The 24,699-nt window shown below is 58.0% G+C and carries 20 protein-coding genes and 4 pseudogenes; 12 read left to right on the forward strand and 12 right to left on the reverse strand.

Annotated elements, in window-relative coordinates; translation table 11 throughout:
• Nucleotides 1-112 precede the first annotated feature (112 nt).
• Entirely contained in the window at nt 113-553 is a 441-nt protein-coding gene (locus tag AC1D19_RS27710; RefSeq protein ID WP_108215679.1) for a DoxX family protein, read from the reverse strand.
• Between the two features lie 195 nt (nt 554-748).
• Between AC1D19_RS27710 and AC1D19_RS27715 the strand changes: the two genes are divergently transcribed.
• Nucleotides 749-1,666: a LysR family transcriptional regulator gene (locus AC1D19_RS27715; protein WP_477765248.1), complete on the forward strand. Its 918-nt coding sequence runs from the start codon at nt 749-751 to the stop codon at nt 1,664-1,666.
• 17 nt (nt 1,667-1,683) lie between these two features.
• Here AC1D19_RS27715 and AC1D19_RS27720 read toward each other — a convergent pair whose 3' ends face one another.
• Nucleotides 1,684-2,142 carry a winged helix-turn-helix transcriptional regulator gene (locus AC1D19_RS27720; protein WP_477765249.1) on the reverse strand — a complete coding sequence of 153 codons (459 nt, stop codon included), beginning with the start codon at nt 2,140-2,142 and terminating at the stop codon, nt 1,684-1,686.
• Between the two features lie 135 nt (nt 2,143-2,277).
• On the opposite strand from AC1D19_RS27720, the gene AC1D19_RS27725 reads away from it, so the two are divergent.
• The 3 genes and pseudogenes from AC1D19_RS27725 (at nt 2,278) to AC1D19_RS27735 (ending at nt 4,656) form a co-directional block, all read left to right on the forward strand.
• Nucleotides 2,278-3,510 (forward strand): MFS transporter, encoded by a 1,233-nt coding sequence (locus AC1D19_RS27725; RefSeq protein ID WP_477765250.1) that lies wholly within the window; start codon nt 2,278-2,280, stop codon nt 3,508-3,510.
• Nucleotides 3,507-3,632, forward strand: a pseudogene (locus tag AC1D19_RS27730) (EamA family transporter); the annotation flags it as partial. The gene AC1D19_RS27725 and the pseudogene AC1D19_RS27730, both read left to right, overlap by 4 nt.
• Before the next feature lie 394 nt (nt 3,633-4,026).
• Nucleotides 4,027-4,656 (forward strand): LysE family translocator, encoded by a 630-nt coding sequence (locus AC1D19_RS27735; RefSeq protein WP_477765251.1) that lies wholly within the window; start codon nt 4,027-4,029, stop codon nt 4,654-4,656.
• 20 nt (nt 4,657-4,676) lie between these two features.
• Here the strand turns inward: AC1D19_RS27735 and AC1D19_RS27740 are convergent.
• Nucleotides 4,677-5,021, reverse strand: a pseudogene (locus AC1D19_RS27740) (helix-turn-helix domain-containing protein); the annotation flags it as partial.
• 468 nt (nt 5,022-5,489) lie between these two features.
• Nucleotides 5,490-6,131: a LysE family translocator gene (locus tag AC1D19_RS27745; protein ID WP_223458943.1), complete on the reverse strand. Its 642-nt coding sequence runs from the start codon at nt 6,129-6,131 to the stop codon at nt 5,490-5,492.
• A 188-nt stretch (nt 6,132-6,319) separates the two neighbouring features.
• On the opposite strand from AC1D19_RS27745, the gene AC1D19_RS27750 reads away from it, so the two are divergent.
• Nucleotides 6,320-7,060, forward strand: coding sequence for an NAD-dependent epimerase/dehydratase family protein (locus AC1D19_RS27750; protein ID WP_477755263.1), 741 nt, complete (start codon nt 6,320-6,322; stop codon nt 7,058-7,060).
• A gap of 130 nt (nt 7,061-7,190) precedes the next feature.
• On the opposite strand, the gene AC1D19_RS27755 is transcribed toward AC1D19_RS27750, so the two are convergent.
• Nucleotides 7,191-8,105: a LysR family transcriptional regulator gene (locus tag AC1D19_RS27755; RefSeq protein ID WP_477755262.1), complete on the reverse strand. Its 915-nt coding sequence runs from the start codon at nt 8,103-8,105 to the stop codon at nt 7,191-7,193.
• A 235-nt stretch (nt 8,106-8,340) separates the two neighbouring features.
• On the opposite strand from AC1D19_RS27755, the gene AC1D19_RS27760 reads away from it, so the two are divergent.
• From AC1D19_RS27760 to AC1D19_RS27770, 3 genes are read left to right on the forward strand one after another with little or no spacing between them, the layout of a single operon-like run.
• Nucleotides 8,341-9,516, forward strand: coding sequence for a M20 aminoacylase family protein (locus AC1D19_RS27760; protein WP_477765252.1), 1,176 nt, complete (start codon nt 8,341-8,343; stop codon nt 9,514-9,516).
• 46 nt (nt 9,517-9,562) lie between these two features.
• Nucleotides 9,563-10,342 (forward strand): ABC transporter substrate-binding protein, encoded by a 780-nt coding sequence (locus tag AC1D19_RS27765; RefSeq protein WP_477765253.1) that lies wholly within the window; start codon nt 9,563-9,565, stop codon nt 10,340-10,342.
• 10 nt (nt 10,343-10,352) lie between these two features.
• Nucleotides 10,353-11,213, forward strand: a complete 861-nt coding sequence (locus AC1D19_RS27770) for a phytanoyl-CoA dioxygenase family protein (protein ID WP_477755259.1) — start codon at nt 10,353-10,355, stop codon at nt 11,211-11,213.
• Nucleotides 11,214-11,839: 626 nt separating this feature from the next.
• On the opposite strand, the pseudogene AC1D19_RS27775 reads toward AC1D19_RS27770, so the two are convergent.
• The 4 genes and pseudogenes from AC1D19_RS27775 to AC1D19_RS27790 all read right to left on the reverse strand — a co-directional run.
• Nucleotides 11,840-12,540: pseudogene (locus tag AC1D19_RS27775) on the reverse strand (MFS transporter); the annotation flags it as partial.
• A 121-nt stretch (nt 12,541-12,661) separates the two neighbouring features.
• Nucleotides 12,662-13,240: an eCIS core domain-containing protein gene (locus tag AC1D19_RS27780; RefSeq protein WP_477765254.1), complete on the reverse strand. Its 579-nt coding sequence runs from the start codon at nt 13,238-13,240 to the stop codon at nt 12,662-12,664.
• An 82-nt stretch (nt 13,241-13,322) separates the two neighbouring features.
• Nucleotides 13,323-13,754: a GFA family protein gene (locus tag AC1D19_RS27785; RefSeq protein WP_477765273.1), complete on the reverse strand. Its 432-nt coding sequence runs from the start codon at nt 13,752-13,754 to the stop codon at nt 13,323-13,325.
• A 23-nt stretch (nt 13,755-13,777) separates the two neighbouring features.
• Complete coding sequence (locus tag AC1D19_RS27790; protein ID WP_477765255.1) at nt 13,778-16,714, reverse strand: sensor domain-containing phosphodiesterase; 2,937 nt, start codon at nt 16,712-16,714, stop codon at nt 13,778-13,780.
• Between the two features lie 510 nt (nt 16,715-17,224).
• On the opposite strand from AC1D19_RS27790, the gene AC1D19_RS27795 reads away from it, so the two are divergent.
• The 3 genes from AC1D19_RS27795 to AC1D19_RS27805 all read left to right on the forward strand — a co-directional run bounded on the left by AC1D19_RS27795 (nt 17,225) and on the right by AC1D19_RS27805 (nt 20,530).
• Nucleotides 17,225-18,097, forward strand: a complete 873-nt coding sequence (locus AC1D19_RS27795) for a TauD/TfdA dioxygenase family protein (protein WP_477765274.1) — start codon at nt 17,225-17,227, stop codon at nt 18,095-18,097.
• A 113-nt stretch (nt 18,098-18,210) separates the two neighbouring features.
• Nucleotides 18,211-18,690: a 2,4'-dihydroxyacetophenone dioxygenase family protein gene (locus AC1D19_RS27800; RefSeq protein ID WP_477765256.1), complete on the forward strand. Its 480-nt coding sequence runs from the start codon at nt 18,211-18,213 to the stop codon at nt 18,688-18,690.
• 109 nt (nt 18,691-18,799) lie between these two features.
• A complete protein-coding gene (locus AC1D19_RS27805; protein WP_477765257.1) occupies nt 18,800-20,530 on the forward strand; it encodes a 3-(methylthio)propionyl-CoA ligase in 1,731 nt (576 codons plus the stop codon).
• Nucleotides 20,531-20,610: 80 nt separating this feature from the next.
• Here AC1D19_RS27805 and AC1D19_RS27810 read toward each other — a convergent pair whose 3' ends face one another.
• The gene (locus AC1D19_RS27810; protein ID WP_477765258.1) at nt 20,611-21,693 is read right to left on the reverse strand and encodes an alpha/beta hydrolase; all 1,083 of its coding nucleotides are present in this window, start codon (nt 21,691-21,693) and stop codon (nt 20,611-20,613) included.
• A 359-nt stretch (nt 21,694-22,052) separates the two neighbouring features.
• Between AC1D19_RS27810 and AC1D19_RS27815 the strand changes: the two genes are divergently transcribed.
• A complete protein-coding gene (locus AC1D19_RS27815; RefSeq protein ID WP_477765259.1) occupies nt 22,053-23,096 on the forward strand; it encodes an AraC family transcriptional regulator in 1,044 nt (347 codons plus the stop codon).
• Nucleotides 23,097-23,467: 371 nt separating this feature from the next.
• On the opposite strand, the gene AC1D19_RS27820 is transcribed toward AC1D19_RS27815, so the two are convergent.
• Nucleotides 23,468-24,478, reverse strand: coding sequence for a YeiH family protein (locus AC1D19_RS27820; protein ID WP_477765260.1), 1,011 nt, complete (start codon nt 24,476-24,478; stop codon nt 23,468-23,470).
• Nucleotides 24,475-24,597, reverse strand: a pseudogene (locus AC1D19_RS27825) ((2Fe-2S)-binding protein); the annotation flags it as partial. The pseudogene AC1D19_RS27825 and the gene AC1D19_RS27820, both read right to left, overlap by 4 nt.
• Nucleotides 24,598-24,699 lie beyond the last annotated feature (102 nt).

Below are 24,699 nucleotides of genomic sequence, written 5' to 3' on the forward strand. Positions count from 1 at the left end.
CAGGACTGCCGTATTTGTACAAACATATGGCATTCATGGAGGTCTCGACTTTTGAAAAGGAAGGGAGAAAAGCATTGCGCTGCGAGGGACCAGCCTTCGCAGCGCGGGGGGATCAACGACGGCGCGCGTCGAGGCTGAAGCGACCGGCACCAAAGGCCACGACCTGCAGCAGGCCACCGGCCATCGCGATGTTCTTGAAGAAGTGGATGAACTGGTTCTGATCGCCCAGTGCGTTATGGAACGCCAGTGCGGTAAACACGCTGAACACTGCCAGGACGGCGGCAACGGTGCGGGTGCGATAACCGGCGATCAATGCCAGGCCACCGCCGATCTCGACAATGATCGCCAGCGCCAATGCCAATTGTGGAAGCGGAAGCCCGACCGAGCTGATGTAACCGACCATCATGGCCGGAGCTGCCAGTTTCGAAAAACCGGAAAGGATGAAGATTGCGCTGAGCAGTACGCGGCCGATCAACGAGGCCGAGGCCTGGGTCACGTCGGAACGGCTCTGTTCAGGGGCGGTTGTTTGAGCGATGTTTGCCGAAGTCGTCATGGGGTATTTCCTTGAATTGGGTGCGATTCGACAAGAACCGCCCGGGTGAGGAAATATTGCTCTTCGTCAGCTAATCTGAATAGCCGACTAATTTAGATCATTAGATTCGATAAATTAGAAAAGCAGACCTACGTAACCGGCAAAGGAGTTCAATCGTGCAACTTGCCAAGCGACGTCTGATTCAAGGAAACAGACATGATCTCTGACCCGGGCACACCGACACTGGACCAACTGCGCGTGTTCCTGACGGTCGTGGAAGTCGGCAGTTTTGCGGCGGCCGCCAGAAAACTGCACCGCGCCACTTCGGTCATCAGCTACTCGATCGCCAACCTTGAAATGCAGCTCGGTGTGTCGCTATTCGACCGCCAGACAACCCGCAAACCCCAGCTCACCGATGCCGGTCGCACCGTGTTGGCCGAAGCCAGGACCATCGCCAACGGCATCCATGGACTACGCGCCAAGGTCAAAGGCTTGCTTCAGGGGCTCGAAGCCGAAGTCCACGTGGTGCTCGATGTCATGCTGCCCCCCGAGCGCGTGGTGGATGCACTCAAATCCTTTCGCGAAGAGTTCCCTACGGTTGCCCTGCACTTGCATATGGAAGCGCTCGGCGCCGTCACCGCCCTGGTGATCAACGGTGGCGCGATCATCGGCGTCAGTGGCCCGATGAACGAGGGCATCGACGGTATCGAAAGAATTGGCGTCGGCAGCGTCGAATTGATTCCGGTGGCGGCGCCGAATCATCCACTGGCATCAAGCGACAGCAATGTTCCGGGCGCCGGGCGAGAGTTCACGCAACTGGTGCTGTCCGACCGCTCGCTGCTGACCAAGGACAAGGATTTCGCCGTCCTCAGTAACCGCACCTGGCGCCTGGCGGACCTGGGCGCCAAGCACATGCTGCTGCGTGAAGGTATTGGCTGGGGGAACATGCCCCGTCCGATGGTCGAGGAAGACCTGCAGGCCGGTCGGCTGGTACGTCTGAACTTGCCGGAATACCAGAGCGGGATTTATGCCTTTGACGTCATTTACCGCACGGATCTGCCACCGGGACCGGCCGCGAGATGGCTGATTGAGCGATTCATTCGACAAAGCTCAGCGCAGGAGGCATCCGCTTGAGGGTGTCACTTGTCGATTCACGACTCGTCGGCGACCACTCTCACTCTGTGGCAGTCAGACGGCCCAAGTTTTTGACCGTTCGAGGAGCGAACTTCAATCGGCATCAGGGACTGGCCGAACGTATTGTCCAACAACACAGAACGCGTCTCTTCCCGCGTGAACAGGAAGCGTTCGCCCCACTGCCTCATGCTGACCACAACCGGAAAGATCTCCCGTCCTTTCTCCGTCAGGACGTACTCCTTGTAGGCACTGCCATCCGAAGCAGGTTGAACGTCGAATACACCGACCTCAACCAGGGTTTTCAGGCGCGATGCCAGGATGTTTTTGGCCACCCCCAGGCTTTTCTGGAATTCGCTGAATCGGCGAATGCCGTCAAACGCATCGCGAATGATCATGAGCGACCATCGATCCCCAATGGCTTCCAGTGTTCGTGCTACCGGACATTCGCTGCTGTGCGATGAAGCGTCTTCGACCATCGTGTTTACCTTTTGGATAAGGACTGCCAAGCCTGTCGTTCAATCTTGAGCAATGTGGTTGCAATTTGAAACCTGATCCAGCAACAATGGAATCCGGTTTTTAATTGAAACCAGCTTAACGCCACGGAGGCTCATGTGACAGCAGATGCCGACTCAGCCACCCAGCCTTTCGTCACGCAGGCTTCGGGGCTTTCTCCGTCACTCACGTTTTTATTTTCGGTCACCTGCGCGCTGGCAGTCGCCAACGTTTATTTCGCACAACCCTTACTCGACTCAATGGCTCAGAGCCTGGGTGTGGCCTCATCCATGATCGGCTTTGTAGTGACGGCTACCCAGGTCGGTTACGCGCTGGGGTTGCTGTTCATCGTCCCGCTGGGTGACTTGTTAAACCGTAAAGGGCTGATTCTGACTCAAGTGCTGCTGTCTGCGATTGCGCTGGCGGGGGTCGGCGCAGCACAGCAATGGTTAACCCTGTTGGGGGCCATGATCGTTGTGGGTTTGCTGGCAGTGATGGTTCAAGTGCTGGTGGCCTATGCCGCCGTGCTGGCAACGCCGTCACAACGTGGCCAGGCCGTGGGAACCGTCACCAGTGGCATTGTCCTGGGCATACTTCTGGCGCGATTCACCTCCGGGCTGATCGCCGATCTGGCGGGCTGGCGCGCCGTGTATTTCGTTTCCTCGGGATTGATGCTGACCCTCGCGGCAGTGTTCTGGAAAGTCTTGCCTTGCGCAGTGACGCCACGCAGTCGATACACCTACCCGGCACTCATCCGGTCGCTCTTCACGCTGTTCATGACCGAACCGGTCTTGCGCATCAGGGGCCTGCTGGCCTTGCTGATCTTTGCCGCTTTTTCCGTGCTCTGGACATCCATGGTGCTGCCGTTGAGCGCCCCACCGCTGTCGCTTTCACACACGGTCATCGGCCTGTTTGGCCTGGCTGGCGTCGCCGGTGCCCTGGCTGCCAGAAGATCCGGTCGCTGGGCCGATCAAGGTATGGGACAACGCGTTACGGGCATTTCGCTGGCGATCCTGACGCTGTCCTGGTTGCCCATCGCCTTTGCACAGTCGTCACTGATCGCCCTGGTTTGCGGGGTGCTTTTGCTCGACTTCGCGGTGCAAGCCGTACACGTCACCAACCAGAGCCTGATTTTCGCGGCACGACCCGACGCGCAAAGTCGCATGGTCGGTGCCTACATGTGCTTTTACTCGGTGGGCAGTGCACTGGGCGCTGCCGCTGCGACGCAGGTTTATGCGCTATGGGGCTGGATAGCCGTCAGCCTGCTGGGCGCCTCGATCAGCGCGACAGCCCTGGTGCTGTGGTTTTTTACGTTGCAATTGTCAACGATCCATCAAGGAAGATCCGTATGAAAACCCGACACCTATTGCTCGCCATTTCGATGACGGCCATATGGGGCGTGAATTTCTCGGCGATCAAACTGGGACTCGCCACTGTCGACCCGCTCAAGCTTTCGCCATTAGCTCACACGATTTGGATGACGGTCAGCTATGTGGCGGTTGCAGCGCTTCTCGTCAGGCAGAAATCGGCCGATTCTGTTGAAAAAGTCGCTCTGCCCAAACTGCCTGATCATTGACGGGTGATAACGCCTTTTTTGCACGCTGCTACGTGAAATCCGAGTCCGGTAGCCTCTGCCAAAAGTAAAGATTTCAACCTCGGACGCGTACTTTTCAGATACGCAAACCATGGCCGACTTTTTCAACAGAATCGGCCAGAAGCGGCCATTCGCACCTGCTTTACCGTGCCGTCCAGCAGATTACTTTTCCTTCTCCAAACCAGACTGTTGCGGCCAAATCCATCCGCACTGTATCTGCTCCTGCCTATCTACTACTGGTTAGCATGACTCCTCACTCACGGACTTATGCCCTATGCCGGATACCACTGACCTTTATCTGTTCATTGTTGCCGCCTTGCTGTTGTTGATCGTTCCTGGCCCTAACATGGCCATCGTCAGCAGCCATGCTGTTGCTCATGGATGGCGCGCCGGCCTCGCCGCTGCGCTAGGAATAACCCTGGCTGACGTGCTGATGACCATCATGGTTAGCGCAGGCCTCGGTGCGTTAGTGATGAGTTGGGCGCCGGCGTTTGACTTGCTGCGCTGGGCCGGCGCTGGTTATCTGATGTGGCTGGCGTGGCAGGCATTGAAGACTCCTTCTACGGATACTCAGTCTCAAGCTACACAGGCCTCGATGAGAAAGATCTTTGCCCAAGCCACGATCAACAGCTTGTTAAACCCCAAGGCGCTGTTGTTTTTCATGGTGTTTCTGCCGCAGTTCGTCACCGCAGGTACCGGTACTGTCACCTCGCAATTGATGTTCTTGGGGTTATTGCTTGCACTTATCGCATTGATCTTTCATGCCCTACTCGGATTTTGTGCCGGACAGCTGCATATGCGCCTTCGCGAAGGCATGATCTCCAAACGCCTGGGAGCCTATAGCTTCGCTGCGGTTATGACAGCGCTGGCGGCACGTTTGCTTCTACTTAATCGACCACTTTAAAAGGAGCGAGACATATCGGCTTAACGCAATTGCCGGAATGTTGCGTTAAGCATTTTTTTCATCAATCGCCGCAAAGATGTGGCATCCCGGTATCCGACGCGTTCGGCAATGGTATCGACCGAGTATTTACTGTTTGCCAGCAGCTCCCGGGCTTTATTGGCCTGGACACTCTGGATCAGCCGCAACGGGCTGTAGCCGGTAGCCTTGTGTATGTGTCGAGACAACGTTCGCTCTGACAAGCCAAAGTCGAATGCGAGTGTACTGACGTTGATGGTCGCCGGTAGTGAGGCTTCGATATGAGCCGTCAGCTTTGCGATCAATTCATTTCCCTGAGCCATCATTGCCGGAACCATGAAGGGCGATTGTCGATCATCCTTGATGAAGTCAACGACGGCTTATGGGGAGCCAACGGAGCAATCTGGTATTTGGCCGATTTCACTCAGGCGGCCGGGTACCGACATCTGCAGGGGCTGACGGGGAAGTAAGGCAGCAAAGATCCGTTGGCTTGTACGACATGCAGAGCGCTAGCTCGAGTGGCAGCGTTGGGGCACTTTCTGACGGTCGTCGTGACAGGCAGCACAGCCAAAAGCGGTCACTCGTGAATGCTCCAGGACGCGAATCTAATCAGTGGCGAGTAAACCGCTCGCCACTGAACGGAATGGCTACTCCGTAATTTCAACCTTATCCAACACCCGATTCACCGATACTTTCCGGTAAAGGGCTTCCCCCATGATGCGCCGTTTAATCTTCCTTGAAGCGCTTACTGGGTAGGTTCGTACAGAGTTTCACAGTCCCCGGCCTTCCTGTTACCGGAGTTACAAGCCCGACTCCCCTTACGCCGCCTGCCGCCGCATGGTCAGAATGGCAGCACCGAAACCGATGAATGTCGACCCCACCACCCGGCTAACCCAACGGGACAGCGCAGGCCGGGTCAGCACACCCTTGGCCCGCGAGGCGAGCGCGGCATAGAGGCTCAGGGACGACACCGACAATGCCATGAAGATCGAGGTGAGGATCAGAAATTGCGGCAGCAATGCCGTGCTCTGATCGATGAACTGCGGAAACAGCGCGGTGAAGAACATCGTCGCCTTGGGGTTGGTCACCGCCGTCAGGAAGGCCGATTTGTACAGCTTGGAGCGAGTCGGCCGGCTTTTCTTCAAGTTATCCTGAATCCCGTCCGGGAGCATCGGGCCCTTTTTGAACAATTGTCTGATGCCCAGGTAGAACAAATAACCGGCACCGATGAATTTCACCGCGTTGAACAACCATTCGGAACTGGCGAGCAGCGCCCCCAGCCCCAGCATGGCAGCGGACGACAGGCAGAACAGGCCACTGGCGTTGCCGAGCGATGACCATATGGCGCTGCGCTGCCCATGGGCCAGGCTATTGTTGATCGCCATCAAGGTCGCAGGCCCTGGGCTGGCGATAGCAATCGCGGCGACCAAGGTAAAAGTCAGAATCGAGTGAGAATCCATTTTCAAAGCTCGTGGTGGTGAGGGCTGGCATATTACAGGAGCGAGCGGGACAACGAGTTAAGTGGTGCTCGGTTTCCCAGGCGGTAATTGGATTGAAAGCGCTCCTTGCCCACCGACAGCTATTGTGGATTCAGCCCCTTCGTAACGCTGGGAAGCTACAGTGACGTTTACCATAAGGACATGCTGAAATGAACGCGCGAAAAATTTTAGTCACAGGTGCTGCGGGCCGAATCGGCAGCGCTTTTTGGAAAGCGCACTACGATAAATCAGATTTGCGTTTAGCCGACATGGACGTATCAACACTTCCGCAATCGGCACAACGTTTCGCTCTCGACATCAGCGTTCAAGCCAGTTGCCTTGAAGCTTGCGAAGGCATACATACAGTGATTCATCTAGCTGCTGACCCTCGCCCAGACGCCGATTTCATGACCTCCCTGCTCCCTGTGAATATTGTGGGCACCTACAACATGCTATTCGCCGCAAAGGCTCAAGGCTGCGAGCGCTTTATATTTGCGAGCAGCGCTCAGGCTATCGAAGGTTATCCAGAGGATGTCCAGATACATGAATGTATGGCACCTAAGCCAGGCAATCTATACGGGGTCAGCAAAGCGTTCGGGGAAGCGCTGGCTTCGATGTATGCAAACGATGGTCAAATGACAACAATCGCAGTCCGTATTGCAAACGTAGCTATATTTCACCAAGGGGAAAACCACAGTCACAGGGATGTAGCTGCTTTTATTAGTATCAGGGATGTTGTCGCACTACTTAGAAATTGCGTCGAGGCCGAGCTGAGCGGATTTCATGTTATCCACGGGGTCTCAGATAACAGATATAAGCGACTTTCTATCGAGAAGACCAGAAAAGTTGTGGGGTACGCCCCCCTTGATGATGGATTTGAGATTCTGGAAGGACACGCTCAACCTGACTGAGCACCAGTAACTTCCTCTTCAACTGACTACGTCAAGAACGGCCAACTGATCTGGCAGGAGTTGGCCAGGAACAGGCAGTGACGTATGACCATGCAACCAGTGACGTTCCACTCAGTTTCGATAACAGCTCTCAGACCAACAAATCGACGGTCTGCAACATGCGCCGATAAGGAGATTGCGCATGCCCCATCTCCAGGTGAATGGTTTCGATCAGACACTCCAGAAACCGCTCGGCCGCCGGCCGCAGGGGCTGCCCGCTTCGGCTGATGGCGCCAACCGAGGCACTGCCGACCGGCTCGCGCAGAGGCAAGGCGCACAAGCCTTCGCGCTGTGCACATATCTCCACCAGCGGCCAGGGAAAGATGCTTAACATGTCGGTTTCACGCAGCAAGCTCAAGATGATCGAGAGCGAATGGGCGAAATGCACATGCCCCTGCGTCGAAATCGTTCCATCTTGTTGCGAGGCCAGTATCCAGTCAGCCGACGCCAGATCCTCCATGGTCCTGCTGTTCGACAACGGGTGTTGCTGACGGGCCACCACCGCACAATCAGCCGTGAACAGCGGCAGATAGGTCAGGTCGGTGCTGGAAAACCGGGTATCAAGCCGTCCGATAAACAGATCGACGCTCGCATCCCGCAGCAGCGGACACGCGACCGATGAAAGCCCCTCATACAATTCAAGTTGTACCTTTGGAAACAGCTGGCGAAAACGCACGACGGATTTTGGCATGAGCGTCATCGCCAACCAGGGTGTCACGGCAACCGACAAGCACCCCTCCAGTTCCCCCTTGCAATCAGGCAATACCTGACGGGCGCTGACCATCTGTGCCACCAGCAGACGTGCCTGAATCAACAACTTTTTGCCGAGCTCGGTAAACACAATCCCTGAGGTATTACGGATCAGCAATTGTGTGGCGGTGTCTGCCTCCAGCTTCTGGATGGCCTTGGTGACCGCTGCCGGCGAAGTGTCGAGCCTTTTTGCAGCGCCGCGGATGCTGCCCGCGTCGGCCACCGCCACGAGTGCATTGAGTTGATAGAACTTCATAGTGTCCGCCGGTGTTAACCCTGGGTTGCCTTGTTCACTTTCGATTGCCTGTCAGCTGCTGCCTTGGCCCACTACTCTCGGACCAGCACCACCTGGGCTTCGAACCTCACCAAAAGACCGTACCAGAAAAAGCCCCGGCACTTTGATGAAACGCATGATGCCGTAAGCCATCGTCGATTGTGGCCCTTGCGACAGATTGGTTTCTCCTCTTGGTCACCAAGGAAAAACACTGCCAATGACACAGTCCATCACGCTGTTAAAAGAGATTGAGCAGGAAATGCGCGAACTGCGCCACCAGATCCATGCCAACCCTGAACTCGGTTTTCAGGAGGTCGAGACTAGTGAGCTGGTAGCCGAACGATTGATCAAATGGGGTTATGACGTGACGCGCGGCTTCGCCGAAACCGCGGTCATCGCCACGCTGAAAAAAGGCACCAGTTCGCGTGTGATCGGCATACGGGCTGACATGGACGCACTGCCTATTCTGGAAAAAACCGGGCTCCCCTACGCAAGCCGGATACCGGGCAAGATGCACGCGTGTGGCCATGACGGGCATACGGTCATGCTCCTCGCCGCCGCCTACGCCCTCGCCCATGGCCATCCGTTCGATGGCACCGTCCGCCTGATTTTCCAGCCGGCCGAAGAAGGTCTGGCCGGCGCCCGACGAATGATTCAGGAAGGCGTGCTGCAACAGTTCCCCTGCGATGCAGTGTTCGCCGCACACAACATGCCAGGCTACCCTGTCGGAAAACTCGGGTTCCGAGCCGGCCCCTTCATGGCCTCCGCCGACCAGGTCAATGTCACGATTCACGGAAAAGGCGGTCATGGCGCGATGCCGCATCTGAGCGTCGACCCCGTGGTGGTCTGCGCAAGCATCATCATGGCCTTGCAGACAATCGTCTCGCGCAACACTTCACCTCAGGAAATGAGCGTTATCACCGTCGGGGCCATTAACGCAGGCAAGGCGTCCAACGTGATCCCGGACAGCGCGCACATGCTGATTTCCGTCCGCTCACTGAACAACGCCGTCCGGGACCGCCTGGAGCGCCAGATAAAACACCTCATTCACGCCCAGGCGCAGGCATTCGGCGCGACCGCCGACATCGACTACAGTGCCGACTACCCGTTGCTGGTGAATGACGAAGAAATGACCCGGTTTGCCAGTCAGGTGGCCATCGACTGGCTCGGTGAGGACGAGGTGATGAACGACATCGTGCCCTTCAATGGCAGCGAGGATTTCGCCTACTTCCTGCAGCAATGCCCTGGCAGCTATCTGATCATCGGCAATGGCGACGGTGAAAAGAGCTGCATGGCTCACGACCCTCGCTACGACTTCAATGACGACATCCTGATTCGGGGCGCTGGCTATTGGGTCAAGTTGACTGAGGCCTTCTTGCCACTCAACGCTTGAGCAAAGACCTGCCAAAACGTGAAAACCAATAAAAAATGAGGTCATCATGCAACTACGCAAACTTCAATACATCACTCTGCTGTTCGGGCTGATCATCACCCCGCTATCGCAGGCAGAACCGGTGATCAGATTCGGCGTCGACCCTAGCTACCCACCTTTCGAGCAAAAGCAGCCAGATGGCTCATTGAGTGGTTTTGATATCGATCTGGGCAATGCCCTTTGTGCCGAGTTGCGGGTCAAGTGTATTTGGGTCGAGCAGACCTTCGACAGCATGATCCCGGCGTTAAAGGCGAAAAAATTTGACGCCATTCTGTCTGCATTCAGCGCCACCGAGCCACGTCGCCAGCAGGTCGATTTCAGCCACAAAATCTACACCGCGCCGTCTTCTCTCGTTGCCAGAAAAGACTCCGGATTGCTGCCGACGGCAGAATCATTGAAGGGCAAGTCGGTTGGGGTGGTTCAAGGCTCGCTGCATGAAAGCTATGCCAAGTCGCAATGGGGCCACCAAGGCGTCAATATCCTTACCTACCAAACCCAGGACCAGGTGTTTTCAGACCTCATCACCGGACGCCTGGATGCATCGTTCCAGGCCTCGGTACAAGCCGACATCGGATTACTGCAAAAGCCTCAGGGCCAGGGCTTTGCCTTCGCCGGTGAGCCCATCACCGACAAAAGCATCATTGGCGATGGCGTCGCTATCGGTGTCCGAAAAAACGAGCCTGATCTCAGAGAGCAGCTGAACACGGCCATTGCCAGCATTCGCCAATCAGGCCAATACGACCAGATCGCGAAGCAGTACTTCAACTTCGATATTTACGGCGAATGAGGCAATCCCCATGAACGAAATGACGCAACGCGGTGAATCTCGTTTTGCCATCCCCGTCAGCGACGAGACTGTACGTGCCTTTCAAACCGATGGTGCAGTGTGCATCCGTAATGCGTTTACTGCGCAGCAAATCAGCGAACTAACGCTAGGCATCGAGCGCAACCTTGCCCATCCCAGCCCTCGCGCAAAAGTGGCGAGCTGCCCTACGGACCCGGGATGGTTCTTCGAGGACTTTTGTAACTGGCAAGAGAATGCACACTATCGCGACTTCATCTTCAACTCCGCCATCGCCCCCATCGCGGCCGCCCTGCTGAACAGCCAACGGGTGCGCCTGCACCATGATCACTTGCTGGTGAAAGAGCCCAATACGCGCCAACGCACACCTTGGCACCAGGACCAGCCCTACTACAACATCACGGGGTCGGACACCGTGAGTTTCTGGATTCCAGTTGACCCCGTGCCCAGGGAATCGACCCTCGAGTTCATCGCCGGCTCACACAAAGGCCCCTGGTTGATGCCTCGGTCCTTCATGGACAGCCAGGCCAAATGGTTTTCCGAGGGAACATTGGGCGAGCTACCGGATATTGAAAGCCATCGCGAGGACTTTCCCATTCTCGGATGGACGTTGTCGCCGGGGGACATGGTGTGTTTCAACATGTTGACCTTGCATGCCTCTGCTGGCGTGGGCGGGCATAACCGTCGCCGCGCGTTTTCAGTGAGGGTCATAGGCGATGACGTGCGGCATGCGCCGAGACCTTGGGCCACCTCCCCCGACTTTCCTGGGCTTAAAGATGCTCTGGCATCAGATGTACCTATGGAGCACGAGCTTTTTCCGACACTCTGGCATCGAGAAAGCAGAATGTCCGAGTGATACGTCGAGATGGCGACCTTACGGCCGACCATTTTCTTCCTGGTGTACATATTCATTGCTGCGGTAACGGCCACTTAGGGTTCCGCCCTTACGGCGGGTCACTTGGAAGAGCGGAACGCCGCCCGGCCCCAAGTAACCAAGGGCTCTTGCCCCTGACGTTCGGTGCCTCGCCTAGGCTCGGCATCCCCTCGCTCCGGTCCTGCTCCGTGGGCCCGCCGCCATCGGCCATCCATGGCCGGCGGCGGCTAACCCGGCATCCATGCCGGGTTGCCCACTGCGCAGAACCTACGCTCGGCCTCTCGAGGGGGCGTGCACCACAACAGCACCGCGAGGCGAGCTAACGCTCGACCTCGTTGTTTGGTGGTGCACGCGTTCCCCTGTAGGAGCTGCCGRAGGYTCGGGCCGCGTTCGGACGATCTTTTGATCTTGCTTTTGCGATCTGGAKATTRCTGAAGATCAAGATCAAAAAGATCGCAGCCTGCAGCAGCCCCTACAGATATTTCGTTATATGTGTTCCCCGGGATTCCGTGAAGTACCCAAAAAAAGCAGATGATGGCCAGTGTAAGCCTGAGGTGTTCACCTTCACGAAAGGGCCAACACCTTTGCTCGCTGGCTGGTAGCCCCCCTCAATCCTCAGCCTGCGACAAAGGCCTGGCCACCTGCTCCAACGCTCGACGCTCCGCAGCCACCCCCCAAATCGCCTGCACCACCGCCGCCACACACATTAGTGCAGCGCCTGTCAGATAACCAATCAACAGACTGCTGCGCTGCTGGGACTGGATCAGTTGGCCAAACAACATCGGCCCGATGATGCCGCCCAAGCCGGTGCCAAAGGCGTAAAACACGGCGATGGCCAAGGCGCGGATTTCCAGTGGGAAGGTTTCCGCCACGGTCAGGTAGGCCGAGCTGGCCGCTGCCGAGGCGAAAAAAAAGATCACCATCCACGCCGCGGCTTGCTGGGTGACATCCAGCCAACCCTGCTGGAAGGCATAGCCATTGAGCGCCAGCAACACCCCCGACATCGCGTAGGTGAAGCTGATCATCACGCGTCGGCCGATCACGTCGAACAGGCGCCCCAACAGCAGCGGCCCGCAGAAATTGCCCAGTGCCAAGGGCAATCCATACCAACCTACATGCTCGACAGGCATCTGGTAAAAATCGGTGAGCACCAGCGGATCGCGTTGTAAATGAAGGCCTGTGCGGTCAACAGGGTCATCCCCTCCAGCGCGCTGCGCCTGAATCTGATGAACAGGGTATGGAAGACCTCGGCCAGCGGCGTATGGTCCCGCGCGTGCAGACGCAGTGGTTTGCTGGTCACCACCACAAGGCCACAGATGACTTTGTCAAAGGCCCGACAAGTATGCGTATCGTGGAAAAACTTCCTGTCACGCGGAGCGAGTACTCCCAAAAGGGTCGTACATGAAAATAACGAGAAAGTATGCTGCCCTTCAGTAAGTCCCTGCCCTCACCGAGCGCCTGACCTCAGCCTGTATGGCATAAGCCGGCGCCTCCACCGCATTGAAATCCTGTGTATAGCGTTGGGCAAATCCCAGCACCCCCCACTCCTGATACTGCTGCACATGTTTGAGTTCGTGAGCCCAGAGCGCGATGTCCTGTTCTGCCGATTGCGCGTCCCGGAACAGGATGATGTCGATCAGCGTCACGGCACCGACATCGGGGTTTTGCAGCATGGCGGTGGCGGCGTTGAATTGGCCGTTGTCGCTGATTTTGTAGCGCGCGGTATCGAGGACGCTGGGGGCGTACCAGTGCAGTAGCTGCTCGCGGATGTGCGGTGGAATGGGTTGGATGCCGGCGTTGGCTGCTTCAGCACGCGCTTGGGTCAGCCACAGCGCCAGCCCAGGCGCCGCGATCTGGTAGATGTCATCAGGCACCACGTCTGGCAGGCAGATGCAGTCGTCCAGGCACACTTGCTTCTCGCCAGCCGGGCAGCCGTTGGTTTGGGCTGGCACTTCAAGTGTCAGGCAAAGAACAAGCAGCGCCACCAGGCGCGTGGTGATGGGCGGCATTGGGCGCTCCGGGCAGCGGACAGTGGTGAACCAATTATGGGCCAGGCTACCCGTTCGTCCCTATGCCGGTCAGGCACCCGAGTCAATCATTGACCTGCAGTTCATGCAGAAGAAGCTCCAGTGAATCCGGGGCTGCGCAATGACTTTTTTCCGAGCGTTGTTCATCCCATGGCATAGCGTCATCGGTGCAGAAATCCCCAATACACTCCATGCTCAGCCCGGCATCGAGAAGTCCAAGCGGAATCCAGAAATAGGGCGTTTCGCGAAGAATATTAGGCACGGTCGAGCCACATCGCGAGCAAAAGTCATTTCTGTACCCGCTGGTTTTGCGCCAACCCGTGATCGCCTCTTGCCCTTCATCCCATCGAAAGTCGCGAGCGTTGACCAGCGTGGCGAGATTATGGCCGACCCCGGTTTGCTTGCGGCACAGGGTGCAATGGCAGCGATAAAAAAATCGTGGTTCAACCGCCAGGGAAAAGCGTACAGCCCCGCAAAGACATTGCCCTGATGCCATGAGTCTCTCCCTTGAAATATGATTCATCCGTGTTTGCTCCTGCCATGAAATGTCCTCGATCCCTGGCGATCGAGCAGTGAACTCGCCAATAGCGCCTCCAACCCCATCGGCTTGGCGAAATGATAACCCTGGGCCTGTCCTGCGCCCATTTCGCGCAGCAGGTCCAGCGTCGCTTCATCCTCGACACCTTCGGCCACCACACTCAGATCAAGGGATTCGGCCATCCGCACAATCGCCCGGACGATCGCGCGACTGCGGGTACTGGTGGTCAGTTCGAGGATGAACGACTTGTCGATTTTCAATCCGCTGAAACGGTATTGATGCACATAGCTCAGGGATGAAAACCCTGCACCGAAGTCATCGAGCACCACCGACATGCCGTTGTCCGCCAGTTGCTGCATGGTTTGTCGGGCAATCGCCGGCTCGGCTACCAGCGCCCCTTCGGTCAGTTCCAGGCAGATCCGTGACGGCGAGACCCGGTGTTGCGCCAACAGTGCCAGCACCTCACTGGCGAAGTCGGGACGCGTCATGCTGTAGCTGGAGCAGTTGACGTGCACCGGCGGCCAATTGGCGTGCCCGGGCTGTGCGAGGATCGCTGCAATGCTGGCAAGCATGTACAGGTCCAGTCGACCGATCAGGCGCAAACCCTCGACATCCGGCAAGAACTCGCCCGGCGCAATCACCCGGCCGCCCGGCTGATGCCAGCGGATCAACGCTTCAAGGGCCAACAGCTCGCCGGTTTCGACGCTGACGATCGGCTGGAAATACGGCAGCAGTTCGTCAGTACGCTTGAGCGCGTTGCGCAAGGCCCCTTCTCGCTCGACCTGGTCCGAGACTTCACGGCGCACTTCCTGGTTGAACACCGCGTAGCTGTCGCGTCCGGCACTCTTGACCCGATACATCGCCGCATCGGCATCGCGCAGCAAGTCGGCGGGCTCGTGATGGAACTGACTGTCGGCGCTGACGATACCGATACTGCAGGACGAGAAAACTTCATGGCCATTGATGAAAAACGGCAGGTCGAACGCCACCAGGATCCGTTCGGCAATTTCGATCATCACGTCCAGCGACGCCTCGGGAGCCAGCACCGAAAACTCGTCGCCCCCCAGGCGCGCGAGCATGTCGGTGTCGCGCAGGCAACCACGTAAACGGTGGGCCGCCTGCATCAACAGCAGGTCGCCAAAATGGTGGCCGAGGCTGTCGTTCACCATCTTGAAGCGGTCGAGATCGATGAACATCACCGACAGGTGCCCGCCTTCGCTGCCGAACCGCGACCAGGACAGATTGAGGCGCTGTTGCAGGTAGGTGCGATTCGGTAGTCCGGTCAGCGCATCGTGGGAGTTCTCGTGCTGCAACTTGGCATTGGCGTGATCGAGCTCGCGGGTGCGGCTCTGCACCCGGGCTTCCAGCTGGAGGTTGGCGGCATGGATCGCTTCGGCGGCTGTGCGTCGCGACAACGCTGTGTCGATGTGCCGCGACACGAAGGTCAGCAGCTCCTGGTCACGCTGGGTATAGCTCACCTGCGAGGTATAGCTTTGCACCGCCAGCACGCCTCGCACCACGTCGTCTTCGAACAATGGAATGCCCAGCCAGGAGTAGGAGCGCACAGACTCATGGGCAATTTCGATTTCACCGTGCGCGGACAATCGCTCAGCCTCGCCGGCGTCAATCAGGCAGGCTCGACGCTGACGGATCACGTACTCGGTCAAGCCCCGGCGCCCTCGCCGTGCCGCCGGGCGGGTCGTCTGCCGTTCATCCACATAATAGGGAAACGTCACTTCACCGGTCGCGCCGTCGAACAGGGCAATGTAGAAGTTCTGCGCGAACAGCAGTTCACCGACGATGCCATGCAAGGTCTGGAACAACTCGGCCATGTCGCCAGGCCGGCTCGACAGTTCGGCAATCTGGAACAGCGCGCTCTGCAGATGTTCGGCGCGCTCTCGGTCTGCCACTTCCTGCCTCAAGGCGTCGTTGAGTGCCGAAAGCTCCAGGGTACGACGCATCACCGTTTCTTCCAGGTCCTCCCGGTGCAGAATCCGGTCCAGCGCCATGGCCACGTGACGGGCGACCACCAGAAACAGCGCGCGGTCTTCGGTGCTGTAGATGCGAGAAACGTCGTAGACCTGCATCGCCAGCATGCCAAACACCTCATCCGAGGCATTTTTCAACGGTGCGCCCATCCAGAACTCGGGACGATCACCCACGCAATAAAAACGGTTTTCGGCCTGAGCCGCGAGAATGCCGGCAGAGTCGATCAACAACGGCTGGCCAGAGGTCAGCACCTGACCGGTCAATGACAGGTGCGACGGGTCAAGGTATTCGTAGTTCTCGGCCTCCAGGGCATCAGCGTCGATGATGTCGACGTAATACGGGTAGTCGATCTTGCCGGTGTGCGGGTTATACAGCGCGAGATAGAAGTTCTCGGCGTCGATCAGGCTGGCCAGCAGCCGGTGTACCCCCACCAGAAACACTGAGCGGTCACGGGTCGAACTGGCCAGATAGGTAATTTCATACAGCACACGCTGAGTGATCTGCGCACGGGCCAGGGTATTGGTCTGTAGCTCAATGCCCAGGCGCTGGGCAAGTTCAGCGAGCGCCGGTTGCGCAGCATCGTCGAGTGGCGCGAGTAGCCAACCCAGCACACCTTCGCCTCTGCCGGTCGGCCAGCGGTGCAAGTTCGAGGTCAGGCAAAAGGCTTCAAACTCTTCATTCGCAATGCTTGAAGGCCACTGTACCCGTGGGTCGCCCTGGCCGACCCGATGCATCTGTTCACCGGCGCGGTAAAACACCCAGGCGCTGGTATGGGCCCCGTTGCGCGCTGAATCCAGCAATTGTCCGATCGTGTCGTCGCCGCCAGCGCAGGCCATGCCGACAGTATCCGGGTTCTCTATGGGTTCAAGTGCGGCAACTTCGCACGTGCGCGATTGCCATGGGGAGCCGGTCAATGTACGAAAACTCATCAGCGCTCCCTGAGCCCAAAACTGCCGACACTCACTTACTGATTGTTAGCAATGTGCCGTAAAGCTTCCCGTTTAAAGCTTATACCGGTTTTTTTCAATGATTTTATGCACTTTGGTGCCAGGGGCCACAAATTATCCGCGCTTGTTGTCTGACGGGGCAGCGTGTGTTGCGGATTCAACCGGACGATGCAACTCACTGGATTCTGTGTAAGTGGGAGGAGCGTGGCCATTATTCGCCTTCGAGACATGCCTTCGACTCATCCGTCCCAATATGCGAAGAAACTGTCCTGCCAAGCCAATAACATCGAACCCGGGATACCTACTATAGGAACGGCACCTCTACCTGATAGGCAGGGGACAGTTACCTATACCGGATGCACATATTGCGCACCGCCGCACAAGCACGGACTGGACACAACAATGACAAAAATCGCCGAAATCCAAGACACCCCTTCACCAGCGTCTCCCTCGGCACCGGCCATCATCCGGTCGTCGGTGCGCCAGCATTCGATCAAGGTAGAGCTTTGCACACCCGCCATCGGCGCCGAGCTCAGCAACGTTAGCCTGGTCGACGCTGCCCAGGATCCAGAATTGATCGCGCAAATCAGGGCCCTGTGGCTCAAGCACAAAGTGTTGTTCTTTCGCGACCAGAACATCACTCCAATGGAGCAACAGCACTTCGCCGCGCAATTCAGCGAACTGGAAGCCCATCCCCTGGCGCCGAGCCATCCGGAGGCGGACAAGCTGCTGATGTTGTACCGCAATCTCGATCCGAGCAAGCCCAAGAGCTATGTCGAAAAGGCCAGCCGCGAAAACCTCTGGCATGCCGATGTCACCTACAAGAGGGCGCCTCCCCGCGGAGCGGTATTGCGCTGCGAAATGGGTCCGGAGACCGGCGGCGACACCCTGTTTTCCAACATGGTGATGGCCTACGAAAATTTGCCCGAAAGCATCAAGCAACGGATCGATGGCTTGTATGCAAAGCACGGTGCCGAGCAGACCTTTGGCGCCCAGTTGCCACGCGAAGAACGTCACGCGATGGCCCTGAAGACCCCCGGCGCTGAACACCCGGTGGTGCTTATCCATCCTGAGACGGGTGAAAAGGTGTTGTTCGTCAACTCGGCGTTCACTACCCATTTCTCGAATTTCTTCAACTTCGAGGACGTACGTTACGGCCAGGACTTCATGCCCGAGGCTCATCATTTGATGAACTACCTGATCTCCCAAGCCGCCATTCCGGAATATCAGGTACGCCTGAAGTGGCGCACCAACACGGTTGCCATGTGGGACAACCTGCAAGTTCAGCACTACGCGGTAGCTGACTACGGCAATGCGCCAAGAAAAATGCTGCGCGCCACCCTCGTGGGTACCCCGCTCGTCTGATCCAAACGGTTCCCTCCGGGGAAATTCAGGACACCCGACCGACCATCTGAGTCAGTCGGGTAATCCTGGCCGCTCACAATTGTTCGATCTCAAACAAAACAATGGAGATACCTATGCTCTACGAACACGTCGACACCGCAGTCATCGATGGCGAATCGCTGCCGTGGGTGCCGTTTACCCCCTACGCGGAAAACGTCCTGCTGAAGTACTTCAAGCTCGACCCGATCCGTGGCGAATGGATCGTCATGATGAAGGCGCCGATCGACATGCAACTGCCCAAGCACCACCACACGGGTACGGTGATGGTCTACACCTTCGAAGGCCAGTGGAAGTACAAGGAGCATGACTGGGTCGCCGGCCCGGGCAGCATCGTGTACGAGACCGCCGGATCGACTCACACCCCAGAAGTCGTCAGCACCGGAAATGGCGACGGCTATGTGCTCACGCTGGTTCAGGTCAATGGCGATCTCGCGTTTCTCGATGACAACGACAACATCGTCGCGCTCGAAAACTGGAAGTCCGGGCTCAAGCGTTATCTCGACTATTGCGAGCAGCATGACATCGCGCCGAAAGACCTCACGGCATTCAACTGATCTGAGTTCCAGGAGAACTCCCGGCATCCTTCGATTCAAGGGGGAGCCGGGAAAGTAACCTGATCGCAAAAATCCAGGGGAGGAAAACAGGCTGTCCCGGTTCGCGGTCTTGACGTGGAATCTGACAGAAGGCCCTGACCGCCTGTCCACTCCCCGATCACGGACTTATGAACGGAGCGATGCCATGCATGGTTTGATGATGCAAAAGCAGCTGTTGATTTCCTCGCTCATTGAGCATGCCGACCGCCATCATGGCGATACGCAGATCGTGTCCCGCAGGGTGGAGGGCGATATCCATCGCTACACCTTCCGGGACTGCCACCGTCGCGCGCGCCAGATGGCCAGCGCGCTGACCAGCCTGGGTGTCCAGCCCGCCGACCGGATCGGTACGCTGGCCTGGAATGGCTATCGTCACCTGGAGTTGTACTATGGCGTGTCCGGTATGGGTGCCATTGTGCATACCATCAACCCTCGTCTGCATGAAGACCAGGTCGCCTACATCGTCAATCACGCCGAAGACCAGTACATTTTTTTCGACCTGACGTTCCTGCCGTTGATCAAGGTCATCGCTGGCCGCTGCAATACGGTCAAGGCGTTTATCGCCATGACCGATCACACCCACATGCCGAAAGACGCCGGCATCGACAATTTGCTTTGTTATGAAGATCTGCTTCAACAGGGATCTGCCGACTACGTCTGGCCGATTCTCGACGAGGATGCAGCCAGTACGCTCTGCTACACCTCCGGCACGACGGGAAACCCGAAAGGAGTCTTGTACAGTCATCGCTCATCGCTGCTGCACACCTATGCCGCCGCGCTGCCTGATGCCCTGAACTGTTCGGCGCGCGACGTGATCCTGCCGGTTGTGCCAATGTTTCATGTCAATGCCTGGGGACTTCCGTACATCGCGTGCATGGTCGGGGCCAAGCTGGTGCTTCCCGGGCCTGCGCTGGACGGCAAATCGCTGTTCGATTTGCTCGAAGCCGAGCAGGTGACTCTTTCCGCCGGCGTACCTACGGTCTGGCAAGGCCTTCTGGGGCATCTGGAAGAAACAGGCCAGCATTTCTCCAGCATGAAGCGCACCATCATTGGGGGCGCAGCCTGTCCCACGGCGATGCTGCACAAGTTTCAGGAAATCTACGGCGTAGCGGTATTGCACGTCTGGGGGATGACTGAACTGAGCCCGATCGGAACCATTGGCACCCTGAAGGCCAGGCACCTTGATATGTCCCCGGCAGAGCGTAATGCCGTGCAATCCAAACAAGGCCGGACAGTGTTTGGCGTCGACATGAAGATCGTTGGCGCGGATGGACTGGAATTGCCTTGGGACGGTGCGACATCGGGTGACCTGATGGTGCGTGGCCCCTGGGTGGTACGCGACTATTTCAGAAACGAAGGTGACTGTTCGCCGCTGCTCGAGCACGCAGGCCAGACCTGGTTCCCGACTGGCGATGTGGCAACCATCGATGTCGATGGTTTCATGCAGATCACCGACCGCAGCAAGGATGTGATCAAGTCGGGTGGGGAATGGATCGGTTCCATCGACCTGGAAAACATTGCGATGACCCATCCGTCAGTCTCCCAGGCTGCATGCATCGCCGCGAAACACGCGAAGTGGGATGAACGCCCGTTGCTGATCGTCGTCAGGAAAGCGCAGGCAGCCCTGACACGGGAAGAACTGCTGGCCTTTTATGAAGGCAAGATCGCGAAGTGGTGGACGCCGGATGATGTGGTCTTCGTCGACACGATTCCACTGGGCGCTACGGGCAAGGTCCTGAAGAACCGTCTGCGCGAGCAGTTCGGCGATCATCTGCTGGTCAAGGCTGTCGGCTTAGCGTAGTGGGGAAACAATTCAGCCCTGTCCATGTGCAATGGCAGGGCTGACGTTGCGGCAGACGCCGGTACCGTGCACCGACGGTATCAAGGGGCTAAGCGTGCCTCTTGCTCACACGCCCTGTCGCTGGACACCAACTGCTCGAGAAACTCCAGAAGCAATTCGTTGACCTGAGCGGGGCTTTCTTCTGCGGCGCTATGACCCACACCGGGTAGCAGGACCTTTTTACGCAGTGCGGGTAGATAGGCGTCCATCTGGTCGTAGAGACCACGGATTTCGACCGGTTCCAGGGAGGGGTCGGCAGCACCACCGATGAATAGGCTCGGCTGGCTTACCTTCGCGCCGTCGAGAAACGCGGTGATCTCCCAGTTCCGGTCACGACAGCGGTAGTAATTCAGGGCACCGGTAAACCCCGTGCGCGTGTACTCGGCGATGTAGTAATCAAGCGACTGCGGGCTCAACCAGGACGGAAACTCCCCCTTGGGCTCGGTGAAGGCATTGAGAATGGGTTCACCGGCTTCGACGAACAGACGCCAGCGTTCGGCACCGACGGCGCTGCCGGAGATCGAGTAATAAACGCTGCTCAAGGTCTTGCGCGGATCACTGGCCAACTCGCGATCCGGCTTGTCGAGCTGCTGGAAATACAGGTGGTGGTAGACCCTTCCTTTCGCCATGGCCTGCAGACCCACGGTTGGTTTGACCTTGCCGCGCGGCGGTACCGGTGTATTGAGCATCACCAGGCCGTGGAACAAATCCGGTCGCAGCATGGCCGCCGCCTGGGCCACCCAGGCGCCCAGGTCATGTCCAATGATTACCGCGGACGTTTCGCCCAGGGCCGCCATCAAACCCACCATGTCGCCGACGGCCTGGCTCATGTCATAGGCTTCGATGGCATCGGGTCGGTCCGATTGCCCGAAGCCCCTTTGATCCGGGACGACGACTCGATAGCCGGCCTCGGCCAACGCCACGATCTGGCGGCGCCACATGTACCAAAGGTAAGGGAAACCGTGCAGAAGGATGACGAGCGGGCCCTCTCCCTCGTCGATGTAATGCATGCGGATGCCGTTGAGTTCGGCAAAGCAATGGTTGAATACATCAGGATCGTCGGCATCCACCTGCGCCATTGCAGCGAGCGGCTGACCGATACGCATTGAAGTGCGCGTATCCATTATCTACCTCCATCTTATCAGTTGTGGGCCTGAAGGTAGCTCTGACAGGGTGCCCCGCACTAAGCTTCACAGGACACAATCTTGTGAAATTGGGACAGATCAAAAGCCAGTAGTACTGTTTCTGCCGCCGCCAGCCATGGCCCGCCGGCAGTGTCCCAATATGCTAAGAAATTATCCCGCCATGCCCATGCCGCCGCGCTGGTGCTCCCTAAGATGGGACCGCGCTTGCTGCTCTGCAATGCGCCAGACCAGGTTGAAGATCGCTAGCGTTATCAGTACTTCCACACGCGCCGTCTTCTCGCTCAATACATCTTCGATGAAAAAAAAAACGCCGCCATCGGCCGAGGGAGATCCTACTCATGCCCAAGCTTGTTCGCGCCGCCGTCTTGACCAAATACCTGGAAGTCACCCAGGACCTGGGATTCAACCCGCGCGACGTCCTGGCAGTTGCCGGCCTGATCAAGGCTCAGCTGCAAGCCCCCGAATACCGCATTCCGATCGACGCCGCCGTGCGCCTGCTGGAAGATTCGGCCGCCGCCAGCGGTTGCCAGACCTTCGGCTTGAGCATGGCCGAGTCGCGCCAGCTTTCGGACCTCGGCGTGGTCAGCCTGTTGCTCAGCCAACAGCGCACCCTGCGCGAAGCCTTGCAGGTGATGGAGCGCTACCGTCATCTGATGAACGATTCCCTGGGAATTTTCGTTGAAGAGGCCGGCAGGACGGTGATCATTCGTGCAGAGATGGTTACCGAATCCCTGCTGCCCATTCGCCAGGCCACGGAGTTGGTCATTGGCGTGCTGTTTCGCCTGTGCTCGACACTGCTCGGCTCCCAGTGGCGCCCCTACAGCGTCAACTTCATGCACCAGCCACCCGACAGTCTGAACCTGCATCGGCGCCTGTTCGGCTGCAATCTGGAGTTCGGCAGCGAGTTCAACGGCATCGTTTGCTCCGACGCCAGTCTCGATATGATCAATCCCAATGCCGACCCGGCCATGGCCCGTTATGCCCAAGACTACATCGACTCTCTACAGCGTGATGAAAGCACTTCGATGCTGTTCGAGGCGCGCAAGGCCATCTACCTGTTGTTGCCCATGGGGCGCGCCACCATCGAGCAAATCGCCCTGTCACAGGGCATGAACGTGCGCACCTTTCAGCGTCGTCTGCAGGACGACGGCTGTGCCTTCAACGACCTGATCAACGACGTGCGCCGTGACCTGGCGCTGCGTTATCTGGAAAACCCGAACCACTCGTTGAGCCGCATCGCCGACATGTTCGGTTTCTCCATGGCCAGCTCCTTTACCCGCTGGTTCATCAACCAGTTCGGCATGCCACCGGCGGCGTGGCGTAGCGCGCAGAAACAGTCTGGTCTTTGCGCAGTGAGTGCCGCCGCCCCCAAACCTTTCTGAGCCCAGGGCAACAAAAGGTTCTTTACCCAATCCCGGGAAACACAGAAACACCAACGCCGATTTGCCTGATGATGTTCGTGCGAACAAACACATCTGACAAATCGGCGTTTTTTTTGCGTGGTATGAATACTGCGAATTGTTTTTCATGAAAGCCAGCGCGCATTTCCCGATCATTGGTGATGAACCAAAAAAAACGGCGACTGCTGGTACAGACGCCGCAAAAGCGCGAGGTTGGAACACAATCCCTGTAGGAGCGAGCTTGCTCGCGATGGCGGTGTGTCAGCCGCCATGAGTGTTGAATGTGAAACCGCTATCGTCGGAACGCCGCCCGGAGCAAACTCGCTCCCACAGGTTTTGTGTCTGGCTGAAGACTAGAGCCCCCAGCGCAGCAACAACAGCACCAGCACAACCAGGAACACCGTCTCCCCCACCATCAGCAGAATCGGCTTGATCCCGACCGCCGCCAGTTCCTTGAGCCGGGTTTTCATGCCCAGGGCACTGATGGAAATCACCAGGCACCAGCGCGACAGTTCGTTGACCGATCCTTGCACCGCAGGCGCTATCCAGCCGGTGCTGTTGATGCAGGCCAGAATCAGAAAGCCGACGGCGAACCACGGCAACAGCGGCGGGCGCTTGCCGGTCGGGTCGGCGCCTTGCATGCGGGTGATCATCGCGGCGGTGACGATCACCGGCAGCAGCATGGCGACGCGCATCAGCTTGACCACCGTGGCCGTGTCGCCGGTCTCGGTCGACATGCCGTAGCCGGCACCGACCACTTGGGCGACGTCATGGATGGTGGCCCCGAGGAATACCCCGGCCACTTGCGGTGAAAGCGATAACCAGTTGGCAATCATTGGATAGACGATCATTGCCAGGGTCGACAACGCTGACACGCCGATCACCGTGAACAAGGTCGCGCGTTCTTTCTGCGGATGGTTCGGCAACGCCGCCGCCAGCGCCAGTGCCGCCGAAGCGCCGCAGATCGCCGTGGCACCGCCGGTGAGCATGCCGAACAGCCGTGAGAAACCCAGAAACTTCGCGGCGATCACCGAGACAACGATGGTCACCACCACCAGGATCACCACCAGTGCCATCGGCTTCCAGCCCAGCGCCGCCATTTGTTCCAGGGTAATGCGCATGCCCAGCAGGGCGACGCCGATGCGCAGTACCGTGCGGGCGGTGAACTCGACGCCGACTTTGCAGGGGCCGTCGTCGGCCAGAAAATTCAAGGCCATGCCCAGCAACAAGGCGAACAACATGACCGGTGCGCCGTAGTGCTCGGACAAAAACGACGCGGCGGCGGCCACGATCAGGCTGACAATAAAGCCCGGAGCCAATTCGCGCGTGCGGGTCTGGATACGGGTGAGAGCAATGGCACTCATGGCGCGGATTCCTCAGAAAGGGTGGCAATGAACGCCTGGCCGTCGATGATCTCGACCGGGTAGTTATTGACGTTGAGTTGGCTGGGAGTGAGCAGATAGCCGCTCTGTATAGGGCCCCGGCCTGCGGTTTTTTGCCGGCAGGCACTGGAGTGCGTCGGGGCATGCCGGTTGCCGCTCGCGATCACTTTCACTCGCCGGTGAGGCAATCGGCCACGGCTGCT

Source organism: Pseudomonas sp. P1_C12 (assembly GCF_056406435.1).